This window comes from Mucilaginibacter sp. 320_HR, from assembly GCF_059691875.1.
Genome location: NZ_JCAWAI010000002.1, coordinates 1 through 17,239 on the forward strand (window position 1 = coordinate 1; position 17,239 = coordinate 17,239).

The window sequence follows — 17,239 nt, forward strand, 5'->3', positions numbered from 1 at the left end:
CATCAATGATCTTTTGCTCCTTACTTCTTTTCATCGTTTACTCCTTTTACCGTGTAAACTCATTCCAGGACAAGTCAGATGATGTTACAGTGGTTCTTGCAGCTCCTGCTCAACTTGATAGAGGTCGGCAGCTAAATTTTGTTCCTTATTAAAATAATACATTAACAGCAGGCCCGCACAAACCGCGCAGCACACCGCCACCAGCAGCCACCACAATAATGTAAAGCCGCCAAGTCCGATAACCTGCGCGCCCACAGCTGGTGCTACTACCTGCGCTGCGGCCCAGCTCATGGCGTACAAGGCAGCATACTGCCCACGATTATGCTCCTGGGACCGCGCCACCCAATAAGCATTCATAAAAGGCATGCTCAGCATTTCTCCAAGCGTGATGATCAACACGATTGCGATACCTGCAATAGCACCTGGCGGCAGAACATTCAGCAGCGAAAAACCAGCGCCGGTAACCAGCACACCAATGCTGATGAATATCAGCGGGTGCCGCTTTCCTTCCAGCTGATTGATCATCACCATCTCCACAAGTGCGATGAAGATACCGTTCAGTGCAAGCAGGGCGCCAATAAAACGCTCGTTAAAGTGCCACTCTAACTTATAAAATACGGGCTCCATTACAAAGAACTGGAAAAAGCAGATGTTGAACAGCGTGATCAGTACAATAAAGGTGACGAAAATCTTATCCCGGTAAGGAGATGATTTACGCGTGGTTGACTTTGCTGCGCTTACGGGTTTAATGAATTGTGATCTTGGCATTAGTTTAAGCAGGATGAGCGCAGCTAATATATTGGTGCAGCCATCTACCCAAAAAAGCAAATGATAGTTAATAGATGCCAGGAAACCGCCAGTAGCAGCCCCAACTGCCCAGCCCAGGTTTACCGCCAGCCGGTGAAGCGAGTAGGAGCGGGTTTTATTCTCGGGCTTGCTGTAGTAAGCTATTGCCGTTGAGTTGGCCGGCCTAAAAGCTTCGTTGCATAAGCTTAAGATAAAGGTACCTGCACCCAGCGTAGTAAAGGTGTGCTGAAAACCCAAAACAATGAACATAATGCCGCCGCTTAGGAGTGTGCCTGTCTGCATGTCGTAAAAGCCGATACGATCCGACAGTTTTCCACCTATGAAGGCCCCGACTATAGCACCAACACCAAACAGCGCCATGATGTAGCCAGCCTGTTCTACACTAAAATGCAGCTGTTTAACGCAGTAAATAGTCAGGAAAGGAACTACCATGGTGCCGCTCCGGTTAATGAGCATAACTATACTCAAATACCAGTTGTTACGGGAGAGGCCGCTGTAGGCGTTTTTATATAGCTGAATGATGGAGGGCATGGCTTGCGATAGTAGGATAAGTCAATGTATAACGGTTTAAGGCCACTGCTTAATTGCGCCCTTAACTTTCCACATTAGTTCGTCCAAATCAAGGGCAAAATCTCCTTCTTTGCGGGTGTTCACCATTACTGCCCAACAAAAGTTTTGGTTAATGCGCGCAGCTAGCGCCTGCTCGCCGGGTAGGCTGCCGTTGTGCCAATAGTTATTTGCCGTATTTACCGCCCAGCCTTTTGCATAGTCCGGACTTACTACAGGTGCCATAAACATTGTATTAAGCGTTTCCATTTTCAGGATGTCGGGCTGCTGCGGGAATTTGTCCACCCGGATCAGGAACTTAACCAAATCCGTAGGTGTAGCTATCCATCCGCCGTGACTGTCCATCCGGCGCTGGTCCATTGTGTAAGGGTCTTCAGCTTTATCATAGTAAAGTACTTCTTTGGGCTTCCTTTCAGCAAGTGTATTTCCGCCTGTTTCCATTGTGGTAATGCCGCAGGGCTGCAGTATGTTCTTTTGCACGTAATCGGCGTATTTCATTCCGCTTACTTTTTCTATAACGCGGCCAAGCAGGCAGTAACCAAAGTTGGAGTATTCGAAATTAGTTCCGGGCTGATGGCCAAGCGGTTGATTGTCCAGCGTCCAACTGATCAGTTTTGACTGGCTCATTTCCGGGTGCATAAACATAGGGTCTTGGCTACTGTTGCCCCAGCCGCCGCCCAAATGTTCCAGCAGGTTCTCAACCGTTATTGCTTTTACACGATCGGAATAAGGTTTGCTGCCGTATGTGGTGCCCAATAATGCCCCTTTACCAAAAATGCGGTCGGTAAGCTTTAGCTTTCCCCGCTCTACAAGCTGCATAATAGCGGCTGATGTAAATGGTTTGCTCACGCTTGCGATTCTAAAGCGGCTGTCCGGATCAACTTGTTGCTTTTTAGCGGAATCGGCAAAACCATACGTGCGCAGCAATTTGATAGTGTCCCGCTGGGCTATAACTAATGATAGTCCCGGAACATCATACTTGCGCATAAAGGTGTTTACGATGCTATCTGCCGCTTGGATATCTTTGGAACGAAAGCCAACAGGAGCGGGTTGATTGGCGAAGGTCTGGGCAAAGCAGCCGGCAGTCAGGATAAAGCATGAAAATAAAAGCAGGGACAACTTCATGGCGATAAGTTACTATGGACAGGTAAAGTAAAGATATGAAGTAGCCCGGTATTATTAATCCAGCCGTACGGTTTTATTCCGCAGCCAATGGTCGGCAATAACCAGGGCAGCCATTGCTTCTACAATTGGTACTGCGCGTGGCACTACACAAGGATCGTGACGCCCCTTGCCGGATATTTCGGCCGAGTTGCCTTCGCTGTTTACCGTTTGCTGGTTATGCATAATGGTGGCAACGGGTTTAAATGCAACCTTAAACTCTATAGGCATACCATTGCTGATACCGCCTTGTATACCACCGGAGAAATTTGTACGGGTGGCAACCTCTCCATCAGCGTTCTTTATAAAAATGTCATTATGTTCAGATCCCCGCATCTCGCTGCCGCTAAAACCGGAGCCAAATTCAAAGCCATGTACGGCATTTATGCTCAGCATAGCCTTTCCCAGGTCTGCGTGCAATTTGTCAAAAACCGGGTCGCCTAACCCAACAGGGCAGTTTTTAATATAGCAGCTTACTTTGCCGCCAACCGTATCACCATCCTTACGTACACTGTCTATAAAGGCTATCATTTCCTCTGCAGTAGCAGGGTCTGCACAACGGACAATGTTCTTCTCGCGCTCGGCAATAAATTGCTCCGCGTCATTTATAAATACATTTGGCGCATCTATCCGGCCTACGCTGCTTACGTGGGCCACAATGTATATACCTTGTGTTTTGAGTAACAGCTTGGCTAACGCGCCTGCAGCAACCCTGGCGGCAGTTTCGCGTGCAGAAGAGCGGCCGCCGCCGCGGTGATCGCGGATGCCGTATTTACTAAAGTAAGTATAATCTGCATGCGAAGGGCGAAACACATCTACGTTGTGGCCGTAATCTTTTGATCGCTGATCTTCGTTAGGGATCAGCATCATTATAGGCGTGCCGGTGGTTTTTCCTTCAAACGTTCCGGAGAGGATCTTAAAGGTATCGCTTTCCTTGCGTTGAGTAGTGATTTTACTTTGGCCGGGCTTGCGTTTATCCAATTCGCCCTGTATGTAATCCAGGTCTACGCTGAGCCCTGCCGGGCAGCCATCTATAATAACGCCAATAGCCTCGCCATGCGATTCGCCAAAAGTTGTTATCCTGAATAATTGCCCGAATGAGTTACCTGCCATGCCCCCTGACCCCCTGAAGGGGGAATTTAAAATTTAAAAGTAATAAATATTTATTGCTGAAGCCCTTCTGCTCCCCCTTCAGGGGGGCGGGGGGTAAATCCCACGCTTTTAAGATCGTCCCAGAATGCAGGATACGATTTTTCTACCACGTCGGCGTCTTCTATTTCCAGTTGTGGTATTACACTTGCAAGCGGTGCAAACGCCATTGCCATGCGGTGATCATCATAAGTGTTGATGAATACGCTCTCGGGAATATGCTTTTCGCTGCAGTCCAGTTTATACACCTGGCCTTTTTCTATCAACTTTACGCCAATCTTTGCCAGTTCGGTTTGCAGTGCCAGTACACGGTCCGTCTCTTTAATCTTTAAAGTTTCCAGCCCTGTGAACGTAGCCTCGTGCCCCAATGCAGCGCAAACAACAATTACGGTTTGTGCCAAATCGGGGCACTCCTTCATGTCGAATATTTTGCGGAAGACTGGTTTAACTTCCTTAGTAAGGTATACGCCTCCATCCTTAAATTGTGAAGTGATGCCGAAGTTGGCCATTATCTCTGTAATGACGCTATCGCCTTGCAGGCTGTATGGCGTTAGTCCCGGCAGAAAAAGCTCAGCCTCGTTGCTCAGTGCTGCTATAGCATACCAGTACGAAGCCGCGCTCCAGTCCGGTTCTGTGTAAAGGGATGTTTCTGCAAACTCCTGGTGCGCTATTGATATCACATTTCCTTGCCAGCTGTGCTGTATGCCGGCTTGCTTAAGCATAGCAAGGGTCATTTCTACATACGGGCGTGAGGTAAGCTCACCTTCTATTTCCAGTGTTAAGCCCTGGGGTAACGTTGATGCGATAAGCAGCAAAGCTGTAATATACTGGCTGCTGATATCACCCTTAATGCTTATACGGTTTGCCTGCTGCTTAAAACCGCTGTGGATTTTAATAGGAGGGTAACCCTCGTTATTCACATACTCTATCTCCGCACCCAGTTTGCGCATAGCATCTACCAGCACACCTATTGGGCGCTGCTGCATCCGCTCAGAACCTGTAAGGGTTACCGTAGCGTCTTGCAGTGGAAGAAAAGCCGTTAAAAAGCGCATGGCTGTGCCTGCCGGACCGATGTTTATCACTGATTGTGAATCGTGACCGGTGAGTGGTGAGTGATTGCCGTGCAATTGCTCACTTGTTGAATCGACCTCATATAACTCGCCTGCGCCAACTGCCAATTGTACGCTGCCAACTCCTGCACTTAACACCTTTTGCAAGGTCACCGTATCCGCAGCATCAGATATATTTTCTACTTTAACCTTGCCTTTGCTTAGCGCCTGTATCATGAGCGCGCGGTTGCATTCGCTTTTAGATCCGGTGAGCTGCACCGTTCCTTTAAGCGTTTTGCCCGGCCGGGTAAGTATAATGTTATGTTTTGCCATAATTAAACCGATCAGTTAACGATTGCACTGACAGCTTGTAAGATTAGCGGTATCGGGTATGCTAATCTGATCGCTTATCAACCAATCACTAATAATTTAATTTACGCGTGTGTTAGTTTTTCTTCTGCCTGGCCTGCTTCAGCGTTCATGATCTCGGTTTGTTTACGGATCGATTCGCTGTGCATCAATTCTAATAGCTTCTCGGTAAACTCCGTGCTCAGTTTAAGCGCTTTGGCGTAACCGGTACGTTTATGCAGGATTTCGTCCCAACGGTTTACCTGTAAAATGGTTATGCCGTTATCTTTTTTGTAGTTGCCAATTTTCTCAACAATCTGCATGCGCTCTGCCATTTTCTGGATAACCAGGTCGTCAATCTTATCTATCTGGTTGCGCAGTTCTGCAAGTTTATCATTTACAGCAGCGTTGCGCACTTCCGGCTTACGTAATGCCAGGTGATCAATAATCTCCGACAAAGCAGCAGGAGTAACCTGTTGTTTAGCGTCTGTCCAGGCAACGGTAGGGTCAATATGCGACTCTATCATCAGTCCCTGCATATCAAGGTCAAGCGCTTTTTGAGAGATGTAACCGATCAGGTCGCGGTTACCGGTAATGTGGCTTGGATCGTTTATGATAGGCAGTTCAGGCGCGATGGTTTTCAAGCCGATTGCCAAATCCCACATTGGTTCGTTACGGAAAGCCGATTTCTCGTATGATGAGAAGCCACGGTGAATAGCTGCTAATTTAGTTATACCTGCATTGTTTATACGCTCTAACGCGCCAATCCATAACGACAAGTCTGGGTTTACCGGGTTTTTTACCATAACCGGTACATCAACGCCGCGTAGCGCATCAGCAATTTCCTGTACGGTGAACGGGTTAACGGTAGAACGTGCACCTACCCAAAGGATATCTACACCTGCAGCAAGGGCTTCTTCTACGTGTTTAGCAGTAGCTACTTCTACAGCGGTTGGCAAGCCGGTTTCTTCTTTAGCACGTTTAAGCCACTCCAGGCCGATGCTGCCAATGCCTTCAAACTCACCCGGACGGGTACGTGGTTTCCAGATGCCTGCACGCAAAGCGCTTATTTTACCGGTTTTTGCCAGCAAGTGGGCAGTTGCTACTAATTGGTCCTCGGTTTCGGCGCTGCAAGGGCCGGCGATTACCAAAGGTTCTTTGCCCGATTTGTTAATCCAGGTGTTCAGTGGTTGTATGTTCAAGTTAAGTTTCATGATCTTGTTTTTAGGCCGGAAGTCGGAAAGACCGAAAGTCCGGAAGATTTTTGTTTGTTGTGTTATGTAATTGTTATATTCTGTTTTCTATGTCTTCCGGACCTACCAACTTTCGGTCTTTCCGGACTAGCATTATTCTATTCTTTTCATAGTAATGTACTTTCGGGGGCGCTGTGCTTTAGGCAATAACACCGCTGTTTCTTCTTCCCAGCGCTCATACTCGCCAAGTATGTTGAAATTGTGCGTATATTTTAATATCTGGCGGATTGCAGCATCGTAGTGCTTGGTTTCCGTCCATTCAATATCTACGTAAAAGTTGTATTCGTTACGTTTGCCCAGCACCGGCATGCTCTGTATTTTGCTCATGTTCACATTTTCCTGGGCAAAAATATTGAGCACCTTGGCAAGCGAACCCACCTCATTACTTACCTGGAAACATAGCGATGCTTTATTGCCCGGTTTCTTTTTAGCGTTCTCGTGCGTGGTAAGAATAAGGAAACGCGTGTAGTTCTTTTTATTGGATTCAATGCGGCGTTCGATGATATCCAGCCCATAAAGCTGGGCGGCCAGTGAATTGGCAATCGCAACCGTATCGGTAAGTTGCTCATCGCGGATTCGTTTGGCGCAAGCTGCAGTATCGCTGCTTTCTACAATCTTGAGGTCCGGGTATTCATCAAAGAAATCCACACACTGGCGTATCGCAATAGGGTGCGACGTTACAGTTTTGATGTTCTCGAACTTAACACCAGGCAACGCCATTAAATGTAACTGAATAGGAACATACACCTCGCCCACAACCGGGAAGCTGTAATTCATCAGCAGCGAGTAGTTGGGCAGTATGCTGCCGGCTATGCTGTTCTCTATAGCCATTACAATATAATCTGCCTCCTGGCGCTGTAACGCTTCAAAGGTTTGTTTAAAAGAGTTGCACTCAACGGTGATTATCTTTTCGCCAAAGAACTTAAATGCGGCCTCTTCGTGGAAGGAAGCGCGGATCCCCTGTATGGCAACTCTTGGCAGTTCGTTCTTTATCATAGTGGTAAAGCAAAAAGTCCCGGCTTATTGGGCCGGGACTTTTTTGATTTTGTATGTTTTGTTAGTACATATCAGTCCCGGCTCTTACTGCTAAAGTAAAAGTAGAAACCATAAAAATATGCACGTGATGTATTCATGTTTTTGTTATGCTGTAAATGTACAAGTAAAAAACAAATTGTCAATAGATAATTTTATTTTTTGCAAATATTGTTGAGTGAACCAAATTTAGTTTGGTAAATGCAACTGAAAACAAATTAGGGGTTAAATCCAAAAGCTTTGAAGCCACCTTAGGAAACTTTCTTATACTCTCTTTGCAAAGCTCTCGCTGTTTGTGTGCTGCCATCATGGCTCCATCCGGGGGGATTGATTATGTAGCCGAGTTTATTGCGCAGGCCAGGAGCTTTCTTTACATCCTGTATTAGTGCTTTCCATTCATGAAAGAGGATATTTACGGGTCCCAGCTTCTCCGGCTGCTTGGTTAAACCATATTTTACAGGCTCTGCAGGGTCCTCGTCATGGAAGGTGCCAAACATACGGTCCCAGATGATGAACATCATACCCATATTTTTGTCCAGGTAGCGCAGGTTTGAGGCATGGTGTACCCGGTGATGTGCCGGCGTGACAAAAATGAATGAATACCACCTTGGCAGATTTATTTTGTACTGCGTATGTACAATATTGCCGTATAGCTGGGTGATAAGGTAAGCGTAAAGCACGTCTACAGCGTTGAAACCCATAAGCGCCAGTGGCAAATAAAAGAAGGTGCGGTAAAGTGGTTCGAAAACAGTAGAGCGAAAGCCGGTTGTTAAATTAAACTTTTCTGACGAGTGATGCGTTACATGCACTGCCCAAAATAAGCGGCAGTAATGCCCGGTGTAATGTAGTACCCAGTAGAGGAAATCCTGAACAGTAACCAGCACCAACCAGTATACAACTCCGTTACTTATCTCAAATAAACGATACTGGTAAGTGAAATTAAGCAGATAAAACGCTGCACCATTTACCGCCAGGTTCATGATGAAGGCTAGGGTAGTAAGGTAAATGTTGGTAAGGGTATCCCGCTTCTCGTAGTACTGCCTGTTCTCGCGATAGCTAAGGTACATCTCCACAAGGGTGAGTATTACCAGTAAGGAAATAAGTAAAGCAACAGCTTCGCTTCGCGGTGTTATGAGCATGTTAAAGTGCAGCGTAGTATCTCAGACTAGCGCAAAGTTCGTCCTCCGTACAAATATTATCAATACTAAAGCAGCCGATCTTGGTCAGCAATGTGCAATTAATTTGTTTTTCGGTGTTCTTCTTGTCTTTTTGCATCAACTCGTAAAGCACATTATGACAGGTATCCGGCACGGGATATTTAGGATACAGTCCGTTGAGAACAGTGCTTATCTCGTGCAGCTGCTCTTCAGGCAATCCGGCTTTTTTATGGGATAACCAGGCTTCGCATATCATGCCAATAGCTATCGCCTCGCCATGGGTAAGCGGCCGTTCATCGTTCAGGATAGAGTTAGTCTCTACAGCGTGGCCAATGGTGTGGCCAAAGTTGAGCGCCTTACGAATGCTCTTCTCCTGCGGATCTTCTATTACCACGGCGTTTTTTATCTCTACCGAACGGTATATCAGTTCTACAGACGGAAGGGTAAGATCGCTGTTCTTTAATTCTTTCCAGTAGTCGGCATCGCATATCAGGCCATGTTTAAGCATTTCCGCCAGGCCGGATAATATCTGGCGCTCCGGCAGAGTCTTTAAAAAAGCAGCAGACATAAACACCGCCTTCGGCTGGGTAAACGTCCCTATGATGTTCTTGATGCCGTCCATGTCTACTCCGGTCTTACCGCCAACAGAAGCGTCGACCTGTGATAACAGCGTAGTGGGAACCTGCACGAAGTCTATCCCGCGTTTATAAGTAGATGCGACAAAGCCGCCAAGGTCTGTTACCACACCGCCGCCGAGGTTTACCATTAAAGCTTTGCGGTCGGCACCAAAGTCAATCAGCATTTTCCAAACGCCTACGCAAAAGTCAATGTTCTTGCTTTCCTCGCCAGCGTTTATCTCGATCAGGTCGTAATTGTCCAGCTCAGCTAAAAGTGGCTCCAGGAGGGGCAAACACTGTGCAGATGTATTTTCATCTGTAAGTACAAACGTACGCGAGTACTTGCCCTGCTTTATAAAAGTAATAAGTTCAGAAAGGCTGTCATCAAAAAAAATAGGGTAGCTGTCGCTTTGAATAGTATCCATTGTGTATCAGGTCACGTTGATCTTTTTACCGCGGAATTCTACAACATCGCCTGGTTTTACTTTAAGGCGTTTGCGGTAATCTACCTGGCCATTGTATTTCACCTCGCCATCTTCCACCACAATTTGCGCTTCGCCGCCTGTTTGTACCAGGTTAACAGCTTTAAGCAGTTGTATCATTGGGATATAGTCGCCGGTTACTTTAAATTCGATCATGATGGGCAAAAATAAACTATTCGTGTGATAATGGTTATCATTTTATAATTTTGCGGCTGGTTCATAGTTTATGGATTATAGTTCATGAGTTTGCTTGCCCACTATTAATTGCTAATGGTCTGCAACTGCCATGATCCCACAAACAATTACTTGTGAACGTTTCAGCATGAATAATAAACTATCTTTCGAAGATACCGAGATTGCCTTTAAACATTCTTCTAATACCGATCTTAACCGCGCTTACTGGCTTTTCAGGGCTATAAACGTTAACTTTTTGGTGAAGATTGGCCCGCCGATCACTAACTTTTTCATGAAGGTAGGCCTGCCTATAAAAAGCCTGATTAAAGCCACCATCTTTAAACATTTTTGCGGCGGGGAAACTATTGATGAGTGCAACCCAACCATAAGAAATTTGGCTGTTGGCGGCGTGGGTACCATTTTAGATTACTCGGTAGAAGGGGAGGATGAAGAAAGCGTATTTGATAATACCCGCGACGAGATTATCCGTACTGTAATAAAGGCATCGAAAGACAAAGCTATTCCGCTTACTGTATTTAAGGTTACCGGTGTTGGCCGTTTCGCACTGCTGGAAAAGTTGGATGAGGGGCTTAAGCTGAGTGTAGACGAGCAGATAGAGTGGCAGAAAGTACAGGACCGTGTGCTGGCAATTTGCGAGATGGCACATTCTGAAGGGGTACCGGTGATGATTGATGCTGAAGAAAGTTGGATCCAGAAAACGATTGATGACCTGGCGCTTAATATGATGCGTTTCTTTAATAAAGAAACGAACATAGTATATAATACCTACCAGATGTACCGCCACGATAAGCTGGCATCGTTAATAAACGACTTTGCCGTTGCGGAGGACGAAGGGTTTATCCTTGGTGCTAAAATAGTACGTGGTGCCTACATGGAAAAGGAAAGGAAGCGCGCGGAAGAGCGTGGCTATACTTCGCCTATACAACCGGATAAGGCCTCAACCGATCGTGATTACAACGACGCGCTGGTTTTTTGTGTTGATCATGTAGATAAAATAGCTTTTGTAGCAGGTACCCACAACGAAGAAAGTTCGCGCCTGCTGGCAGAGTTGCTGAACGGCAAGAAAGTGCCGCATAACCACCCTCACGTTTATTTTTCGCAATTACTTGGCATGAGCGATAACCTAAGCTTTAATCTGGCAGATGCTAAATACAATGTAGCTAAGTACGTGCCTTATGGTCCCATAAAAGCAGTTCTGCCATACTTGTTCCGCCGGGCGCAGGAAAATACCGCTATAGCCGGGCAAATGAGCCGCGAGTTGGGGTTAATTGTTAAGGAGAAAAAAAGAAGAGGCATTTAATCAGCCAAAGCTATTGATTGAGTTTAATTGTAATATAACTAACTGTCCACATCCGCTTTATTCTCTAACCACATCACTATCTACAGGGATGTAACCTAGCTGCCGGCTCATGTTAACCACCTGGCCTTTGTGATGAAATTCATGCGTTATAACATGGGTGAAAATTTCGAAAGGCGACCGCAAGAGTGTGCTGCCGTCCGGCCGGGTAATAACCTGCTGTTCCTGAAGCGAGTTGGCGAATTGGCGCAGGAACTCATTCACAATTAAATCTACCTGCCCGTACGCTCTTTTTATAGCTTCCAAATCTTGGTGGTCTTCAACTACAAACTCAGGCCGTTGCTCCTGCATAAGGCTTTTTGACAACCAAAAAACATAACAGTTAGCCACATGTATCAGTTGGGTGATCATGCTCTCATTATTAAACGATGGCAAGGGAGTAAGTAAATGCTCTTTAGACACGGTTTCACAATAATTAAGAAGTGAACTACGTGCCGACAGAATTAATTGATATTGTTGCAAAAGAGTAGTATACATAGCCGCGGATAATATTAAAAGGTACAAGCAGCCGCATTATCTTGCTTACAGCTACATAAATTAAATTAGGTGTTCGCGTTTTGCAAACGCCTGCAGTGTGTCCGGGGCAGTCATCAAAAACGTTTGTATCCCTAGTGTTTTTGCCGCCTCCAAATGTTGGGGGCTATCATCAATAAACAGCGTTTCTTGCGGGATCAGGTTATTTTCATCCAGTACCTGCTGAAAAAAGTTGATCTCCGGTTTACGTTTGCCCTGCAGGTGCGAGTAATAGGTACGTTCGAAAAGGTGCTCGTTATTGTCGAAGTTAAACTCATCCTTTAGGTACTTCATTATGTAGTTGTAGTGGATGTCGTTAATGTTGCTCAATAAAAAAGTACGATATTTACTTTTCAACTGCAGCAATAAATCATGGGTACCCGGTGCTATGCCCAGTAGCAAACTGTTCCAGGCATGATCAATCTGCTTATTAGTAACATTAGGGTCGCCTATAACCTGCCTGATGTAGGTACGGAACTCATCACCGGAAACTTCGCCACGATCGAACTTGTCAAATATTTGGTCTTGCTGCCGGTGCCCGTAGAATTCTTCGGCGTTGGTTAAACCCAATTTTGCAAATGCCTGCTGCGCATTACGAAAGTCGATGTTAAAAATAACGTTGCCATAATCGAAGATGATGTTTTTTACGTTCTGCATAAGTGAGATTGAACGCAAATATGCCAAATTGATGTGAAACTAAGCCGATTAAATTGCTGATTACAGGGTAGGAGAGTGTTGGTCTAAGTTGCTTATTTCAAATTCTTCCTGATGTGAAAACATCCGGCCGTCATGTTCCCAGTCAAGTGTTAACTTCCATTTTCCCTTGCCGCAATCATCCACCGGTATCTCTAGTGAATTATCGTTCAAACTTGTTACTTTCAGACGTTGGCACGAGCTGCCGGTGCAGGTTATAGGGGTTAAAACTGCGTTGCCGTTTACCGGATGGTTGAAGTTGAAGCGTATAGTTTTCATATCGGCCTGATTTAATTACATAAATGTACCATAAGTTAAAAGTCAAAAAAATGACAGGCATCACAACTTACTAGATGATAGCTGGGTAAGATTATTTAGTAATGCACTTTCAAGAAAGTTAAGTTGGTCTTTCAGTTCTGCTGCTGAAATAAAATTGTCTGTAAATAAATTCTTATAGTAGTTTATCCCGCTTAACAGTTGCTCTTTAAAAGCCTGTAATTGATTAGCCTTTTTCTGGGTGAGCTTGTTGATATGCTTTTGTAAGTCTTTTTGCAGATAATTTATATAGAGCTCAAGTTCTTTGATGAAAAAGTGCGGACGTTTATTGTCGGTAAGCAGATTAATTTTTCCGTAGATATGGCCAATCATTTCCTCCAGCGAAAAAGTTTTATGAAAATAGGCCAGGTTTGGACCGGGGCATATTGCAACCGCGGTATTTTCCTTCGGTTTGGTAATATTGTACTTCAGGTAAGCCGATGCGCACAACCCCTCGCACAGACAAATTTTCTCAGTGATTTCGTTAAAGGCAGCCTGGTGTTCTGTATCTGCTAAGTGCAAATTGTTAAGTTGTTTAATTTTAAGGCTTTGATACTCGCGGGAAGCTGTACAAATAGCTTCGTCAGTAAATTCGGTATTGCTGCACAAAAACTTTTTAGTACAGGGGCTGCCCGGGCGGTTAAGCGCAATGCGCTGAAGCCTTTGTTGCTCTACAGTACTTTGCTTAAAATTACTGAACAAAATGCCCAAAGGCGAGGAGTCACTTAAGTAGTAATCCTCTTCTGCAGCACTCGTTAGTTTAGCCAGGGTCTCGTCATCTACGTTTGTTGCTTCGGGTACCAGTAGGAAGGGGCTGCCCCAACCGGTGGCATCTACATGATAATACTGCCTTAAAAAGTTGTTCTCCTCGGCTGTCCCAATGCCCCCCTGCACGGTTATTCTTAGTGACTGAGGTTTCGCTCCAAGGAGTCCTTTCTGTAATAACGCGTTAATATATAAGTTGCAAAGTTCAGCATGCATTTCCGCGCGCCGGTCTTTAAACTCCTGCAAAATGGGGCCGAGCAAATAACCTTCAGTTGCAAACGCATGGCCGCCACAGTTAAGTCCTGATTCTACCCTGAACTCAGAAACCCATATTCCTTTTTTTGCCAGAAACTTCGCCTGGATAAAGGCTGAGCGAAAATCACTCACTTTAAGAATTACTCTCTTATTTATTTCCCCACTTTCGTTAGGATAGAAGGCGGCAAAGTTCTCAAGATGACTATATAGCTTAGGGTTCATACCTGCGGACAGGATTACAGCAGAGTGCAGGTCACTCTCTGCAAATCCCCGTAATGCGGCAAGCGCATCTGTGTTTTCAGCCCCTAAATACGTACCATCCGCAGCAAAATTCATTTTGTCTACTTTGGCCATAATATTTACATCAATAGATCCCTTGGTTATACTATTACGCAGTACAAGCTGAAACATCTGTTTTTGTGGACCTTCCGGATATTCAAGCATCAGGTCGTACCCTTGTTTAAGGGGAGAGGTGTCGGGCAAGAGCTCAAAATAGCGGCATAAATCGTTACCAGGCACGAAATTTTGCTTTTTTAATGCCGTAAACTGCTCATTTACCAAGTCATTCACCAGATTAAGGTAAGCGGTGATCCGCTTGGCACGATGATCTGCTTCTGTCTTCTTGATAGGTATAAATGGTTTGTTATTCTCTTTGGAATGGAACTCGCGCATTCGCTCTACCAGTTCATCATCAACAATAGACATTACTGACGAAATACCGTACCGCGCTACCTTAAGCGGCGTATCTATAGAAAAACCTAATCCTAAAACAGGGATGTGAAATGTATGGCTCATGTGTCAAAAGTAAGCCGGTGGCAAGCGCCAAAAACTGACCACCGTCACATTCTGCTAAAACGATGATCATTATTTAAGCGGTCGAAAGCAGGGAGTTTTGAATGATCAACATTAACAAATGACTGAAAGCATTTTTACTCAAAAAACACTCTGCTATCATTGCGGCGATGAATGTTTAACAACCAGGTACACCCTTGAAGAAAAATCATTTTGTTGCCACGGCTGTAAAACAGTTTATACTATACTGGCCGAAAATAACTTGTGCAGCTACTACTCCTTCAATGATCACCCGGGCTTAACACGTGCACGTACAGATAAGCGCTTTGACTACCTGAACGAACCGGCAATTATAAAGGAACTGGTAGACTATACAGATGATAACCTTACCATAATAACCTTTTACATCCCGCATATCCATTGCAGTTCATGTATCTGGCTGCTGGAAAAGCTTAATAGGTTTAACGCTGGTGTTTTATATAGCCGCATAGATTTTTTAAAGAAACAGCTTAACGTTAAATATGATCCTCAAAAAATAAGCCTAAGGGAACTTGTTGAGCTGCTTTTTGATATCGGCTACGAACCGTTGATCAGCTTGCAGGATGTTATCAAAAAACAAAATCGCGCTAATGAGAAAGATAATCTCATACAGCGCATAGCAGTTGCAGGTTTTTGCTTTGGCAATGTGATGCTTTTAAGCTTTCCGGAGTATTTAGGGCTGTCTTCATTAGAGTCCTCGTTTAAACATTTCTTCGGCTGGCTAAATGTACTGTTCTCGTTACCGGTGGTCTTTTATAGTGGCCGGGAGTACTTTGTGTCAGCATGGCAAAATTTGAAGAACAAAATCCTTAACATAGATTTTCCGCTGGCACTTGGCATTGCGGTATTGTTTGCGCGTACGGTTGCCGAAGTGCTTACCAAATCGGGAGCCGGCTTTGCGGATACGCTTTGTGGCCTAGTGTTTTTCTTGCTTGTGGGCAAGTTTGTACAACGCAAAACTTATCATCACATATCGTTCGAGCGCGATTACCGTTCCTTTTTCCCTGTTGCCGTACAGGTTATTACCGATGGAGTGGAAAAGCCGGTGCCATTAGCCGACCTGAAGGTTGGCGAGCGCATCGTACTTCGGCATAACGAAATTATCCCGGCAGATGCTATTTTACTAAAAGGGGAGGCGTTGATTGATTTTAGCTTTGTAACCGGCGAATCTATCCCTGTAAGCAAAACCCTGGGCGAGATTATTTATGCCGGTGGCCGGCAAACAAGCGAAGCTATTGAGTTGGAAGTGGTAAAGCCCGTATCACAAAGTTACCTTACCCAACTTTGGAACAACGAGGCGTTCACCCGCTTACAACATAACCGCATGCAAACTTTTAATGAGCGGGTGAGCAAGCATTTTACAATAGTGCTATTAATTATTGCTTTTGGTGCGCTTTTATTTTGGTTACCGACCAGTTTAAACCGCGGTTTGGCTGCCTTTACAGCCGTGTTAATAGTTGCCTGTCCCTGCGCTTTAGCTTTAAGTACGCCGTTTACCATGTCGGCAGCGTTAAGCATTTTTGACAGAAACTTGTTCTACCTGAAGAATACAGCGGTTGTTGAGCAACTGGCGAAAATAGACACAATTGTATTTGATAAAACAGGCACAATAACTACAGGCACCGACAATAACATAACACTTAGTGGCAGCCTAACGACATCAGAGCTGCAGTTAGTTTATAGCGCCTGTATAAATTCCAATCACCCCTTATCCCGAATGATATGCCAATACCTTGGTAAAATTGATAAGCTTGAATTAAAATATTATAGAGAAACACCAGGACAAGGTATAAACGCCCTTGTAGGGGGGCATGATGTGCGGATTGGAAGCGGCAAGTTTGTGTTTGGCGAGTTTGAGGAAACTGGTAATCAAACCCGTGTGCACTTACTTATTGAAGGAAAGTACTGCGGGTACTTTGCCTTCAAACAAAACTATCGTGCGGGGCTACGCCAAACGGTAACCGAACTTTCAAATTATCAAGCCTTCCTGATTTCGGGAGACAGTGATCATGAAAAAGATGAGTTATTGCCGGTATTTAAAAGTTTCGACCGGATGAACTTTAGTCAGTCTCCACATAAAAAGCTGGAGTTTATACAGCTATTGCAACGATTGAAGGGGAAGGTAATGATGATGGGGGATGGCCTTAATGATGCCGGTGCCCTGCGCCAAAGCGATCTGGGTATCGCCGTTACGGATAACATAAACAACTTTTCGCCTGGTTGTGATGCTATACTGGATGGGCGGTCGTTTAACAAACTCCCTGCTTTTTTAAAGTTTTCCAAAAGCACCGTCAGCATAATACATTGTTCCTTTTTGATATCGCTTACCTATAATTTGATAGGCCTCAGCTATGCGGTTACAGGCAAACTTTCGCCGTTAACAGCTGCCATATTAATGCCGCTAAGCACGGCTACAATCATTTCTTTTACTACTGTAGCTACACACTTTGCTGCAAAAAAACGGGGATTATAATGAGCATAATTTACTTTCTAATTGGTTGCAGTGTAGTACTGGCACTAGCGTTCTTGCTGGCCTTTTTTTGGTCGCAGCGTACGGGTCAAAATGATGATCTGTATACCCCATCAGTGCGCATACTGATTGACGACGAACCGGATACTAACGACAAAAAGTGACGGTCGTCACTCTTTCCTGCAATTAGCATCATTCTTGGCCCGCCCGGCTTGAAATACTT

At 45.0% G+C, this 17,239-nt stretch carries 16 protein-coding genes; 3 read left to right on the forward strand and 13 right to left on the reverse strand.

What is annotated here, in order from left to right:
* Positions 1 to 84: 84 nt before the first annotated feature.
* From AC59GT_RS05555 to AC59GT_RS05595, 9 genes are all read right to left on the reverse strand, one after another.
* Positions 85 to 1,338: an MFS transporter gene (locus AC59GT_RS05555; protein WP_497236709.1), complete on the reverse strand. Its 1,254-nt coding sequence runs from the start codon at positions 1,336 to 1,338 to the stop codon at positions 85 to 87.
* Between the two features lie 36 nt (positions 1,339 to 1,374).
* Positions 1,375 to 2,499 carry a serine hydrolase domain-containing protein gene (locus tag AC59GT_RS05560; protein WP_497236710.1) on the reverse strand — a complete coding sequence of 375 codons (1,125 nt, stop codon included), beginning with the start codon at positions 2,497 to 2,499 and terminating at the stop codon, positions 1,375 to 1,377.
* 54 nt (positions 2,500 to 2,553) lie between these two features.
* Positions 2,554 to 3,648 carry a chorismate synthase gene (aroC, locus tag AC59GT_RS05565; RefSeq protein ID WP_497236711.1) on the reverse strand — a complete coding sequence of 365 codons (1,095 nt, stop codon included), beginning with the start codon at positions 3,646 to 3,648 and terminating at the stop codon, positions 2,554 to 2,556.
* A gap of 50 nt (positions 3,649 to 3,698) precedes the next feature.
* On the reverse strand, positions 3,699 to 5,066 hold the full coding sequence (gene aroA, locus AC59GT_RS05570; RefSeq protein ID WP_497236712.1) for a 3-phosphoshikimate 1-carboxyvinyltransferase: 1,368 nt from the start codon (positions 5,064 to 5,066) through the stop codon (positions 3,699 to 3,701).
* 101 nt (positions 5,067 to 5,167) lie between these two features.
* Positions 5,168 to 6,295, reverse strand: coding sequence for a chorismate mutase (locus AC59GT_RS05575; protein WP_497236713.1), 1,128 nt, complete (start codon positions 6,293 to 6,295; stop codon positions 5,168 to 5,170).
* 132 nt (positions 6,296 to 6,427) lie between these two features.
* Positions 6,428 to 7,330 carry a prephenate dehydratase gene (locus AC59GT_RS05580; protein ID WP_497236714.1) on the reverse strand — a complete coding sequence of 301 codons (903 nt, stop codon included), beginning with the start codon at positions 7,328 to 7,330 and terminating at the stop codon, positions 6,428 to 6,430.
* Between the two features lie 287 nt (positions 7,331 to 7,617).
* On the reverse strand, positions 7,618 to 8,505 hold the full coding sequence (locus AC59GT_RS05585; RefSeq protein WP_497236715.1) for a sterol desaturase family protein: 888 nt from the start codon (positions 8,503 to 8,505) through the stop codon (positions 7,618 to 7,620).
* A 1-nt stretch (position 8,506) separates the two neighbouring features.
* Positions 8,507 to 9,565, reverse strand: coding sequence for a 3-dehydroquinate synthase (gene aroB, locus AC59GT_RS05590; RefSeq protein WP_497236716.1), 1,059 nt, complete (start codon positions 9,563 to 9,565; stop codon positions 8,507 to 8,509).
* A gap of 6 nt (positions 9,566 to 9,571) precedes the next feature.
* Entirely contained in the window at positions 9,572 to 9,778 is a 207-nt protein-coding gene (locus AC59GT_RS05595) for an RNA-binding S4 domain-containing protein (protein WP_117382231.1), read from the reverse strand.
* Between the two features lie 166 nt (positions 9,779 to 9,944).
* On the opposite strand from AC59GT_RS05595, the gene AC59GT_RS05600 reads away from it, so the two are divergent.
* Entirely contained in the window at positions 9,945 to 11,117 is a 1,173-nt protein-coding gene (locus AC59GT_RS05600; protein WP_497236717.1) for a proline dehydrogenase family protein, read from the forward strand.
* Positions 11,118 to 11,174: 57 nt separating this feature from the next.
* On the opposite strand, the gene AC59GT_RS05605 is transcribed toward AC59GT_RS05600, so the two are convergent.
* The 4 genes from AC59GT_RS05605 to AC59GT_RS05620 are packed head-to-tail and all read right to left on the reverse strand — an operon-like array spanning position 11,175 to position 14,510.
* Positions 11,175 to 11,651 (reverse strand): DinB family protein, encoded by a 477-nt coding sequence (locus tag AC59GT_RS05605; RefSeq protein WP_497236718.1) that lies wholly within the window; start codon positions 11,649 to 11,651, stop codon positions 11,175 to 11,177.
* Between the two features lie 60 nt (positions 11,652 to 11,711).
* Positions 11,712 to 12,344: an HAD family hydrolase gene (locus AC59GT_RS05610; protein WP_497236719.1), complete on the reverse strand. Its 633-nt coding sequence runs from the start codon at positions 12,342 to 12,344 to the stop codon at positions 11,712 to 11,714.
* Positions 12,345 to 12,404: 60 nt separating this feature from the next.
* Entirely contained in the window at positions 12,405 to 12,659 is a 255-nt protein-coding gene (locus tag AC59GT_RS05615; protein ID WP_497236720.1) for a hypothetical protein, read from the reverse strand.
* A gap of 60 nt (positions 12,660 to 12,719) precedes the next feature.
* A complete protein-coding gene (locus AC59GT_RS05620) occupies positions 12,720 to 14,510 on the reverse strand; it encodes a hypothetical protein (RefSeq protein WP_497236721.1) in 1,791 nt (596 codons plus the stop codon).
* A gap of 118 nt (positions 14,511 to 14,628) precedes the next feature.
* Here AC59GT_RS05620 and AC59GT_RS05625 point away from each other — a divergent pair, with 118 nt between their 5' ends.
* A complete protein-coding gene (locus tag AC59GT_RS05625; RefSeq protein ID WP_497236722.1) occupies positions 14,629 to 17,019 on the forward strand; it encodes a heavy metal translocating P-type ATPase in 2,391 nt (796 codons plus the stop codon).
* Positions 17,019 to 17,180 (forward strand): cbb3-type cytochrome oxidase assembly protein CcoS, encoded by a 162-nt coding sequence (gene ccoS, locus AC59GT_RS05630; RefSeq protein WP_117382224.1) that lies wholly within the window; start codon positions 17,019 to 17,021, stop codon positions 17,178 to 17,180. The genes AC59GT_RS05625 and ccoS overlap by 1 nt, the downstream gene beginning before the upstream one ends.
* Positions 17,181 to 17,239: the final 59 nt, after the last annotated feature.

Bases quoted from the DNA above. Each gene is read 5' to 3' on its own strand.
- ccoS (WP_117382224.1), top strand. From the start codon at position 17,019: ATGAGCATAATTTACTTTCTAATTGGTTGCAGTGTAGTACTGGCACTA.
- aroC (WP_497236711.1), bottom strand. From the start codon at position 3,648: ATGGCAGGTAACTCATTCGGGCAATTATTCAGGATAACAACTTTTGGC.
- AC59GT_RS05595 (WP_117382231.1), bottom strand. From the start codon at position 9,778: ATGATCGAATTTAAAGTAACCGGCGACTATATCCCAATGATACAACTG.
- AC59GT_RS05615 (WP_497236720.1), bottom strand. From the start codon at position 12,659: ATGAAAACTATACGCTTCAACTTCAACCATCCGGTAAACGGCAACGCA.
- AC59GT_RS05605 (WP_497236718.1), bottom strand. From the start codon at position 11,651: ATGTATACTACTCTTTTGCAACAATATCAATTAATTCTGTCGGCACGT.
- aroA (WP_497236712.1), bottom strand. From the start codon at position 5,066: ATGGCAAAACATAACATTATACTTACCCGGCCGGGCAAAACGCTTAAA.
- AC59GT_RS05580 (WP_497236714.1), bottom strand. From the start codon at position 7,330: ATGATAAAGAACGAACTGCCAAGAGTTGCCATACAGGGGATCCGCGCT.
- AC59GT_RS05625 (WP_497236722.1), top strand. From the start codon at position 14,629: ATGACTGAAAGCATTTTTACTCAAAAAACACTCTGCTATCATTGCGGC.
- AC59GT_RS05555 (WP_497236709.1), bottom strand. From the start codon at position 1,338: ATGCCCTCCATCATTCAGCTATATAAAAACGCCTACAGCGGCCTCTCC.
- aroB (WP_497236716.1), bottom strand. From the start codon at position 9,565: ATGGATACTATTCAAAGCGACAGCTACCCTATTTTTTTTGATGACAGC.
- AC59GT_RS05610 (WP_497236719.1), bottom strand. From the start codon at position 12,344: ATGCAGAACGTAAAAAACATCATCTTCGATTATGGCAACGTTATTTTT.
- AC59GT_RS05575 (WP_497236713.1), bottom strand. From the start codon at position 6,295: ATGAAACTTAACTTGAACATACAACCACTGAACACCTGGATTAACAAA.
- AC59GT_RS05620 (WP_497236721.1), bottom strand. From the start codon at position 14,510: ATGAGCCATACATTTCACATCCCTGTTTTAGGATTAGGTTTTTCTATA.
- AC59GT_RS05600 (WP_497236717.1), top strand. From the start codon at position 9,945: ATGAATAATAAACTATCTTTCGAAGATACCGAGATTGCCTTTAAACAT.
- AC59GT_RS05560 (WP_497236710.1), bottom strand. From the start codon at position 2,499: ATGAAGTTGTCCCTGCTTTTATTTTCATGCTTTATCCTGACTGCCGGC.
- AC59GT_RS05585 (WP_497236715.1), bottom strand. From the start codon at position 8,505: ATGCTCATAACACCGCGAAGCGAAGCTGTTGCTTTACTTATTTCCTTA.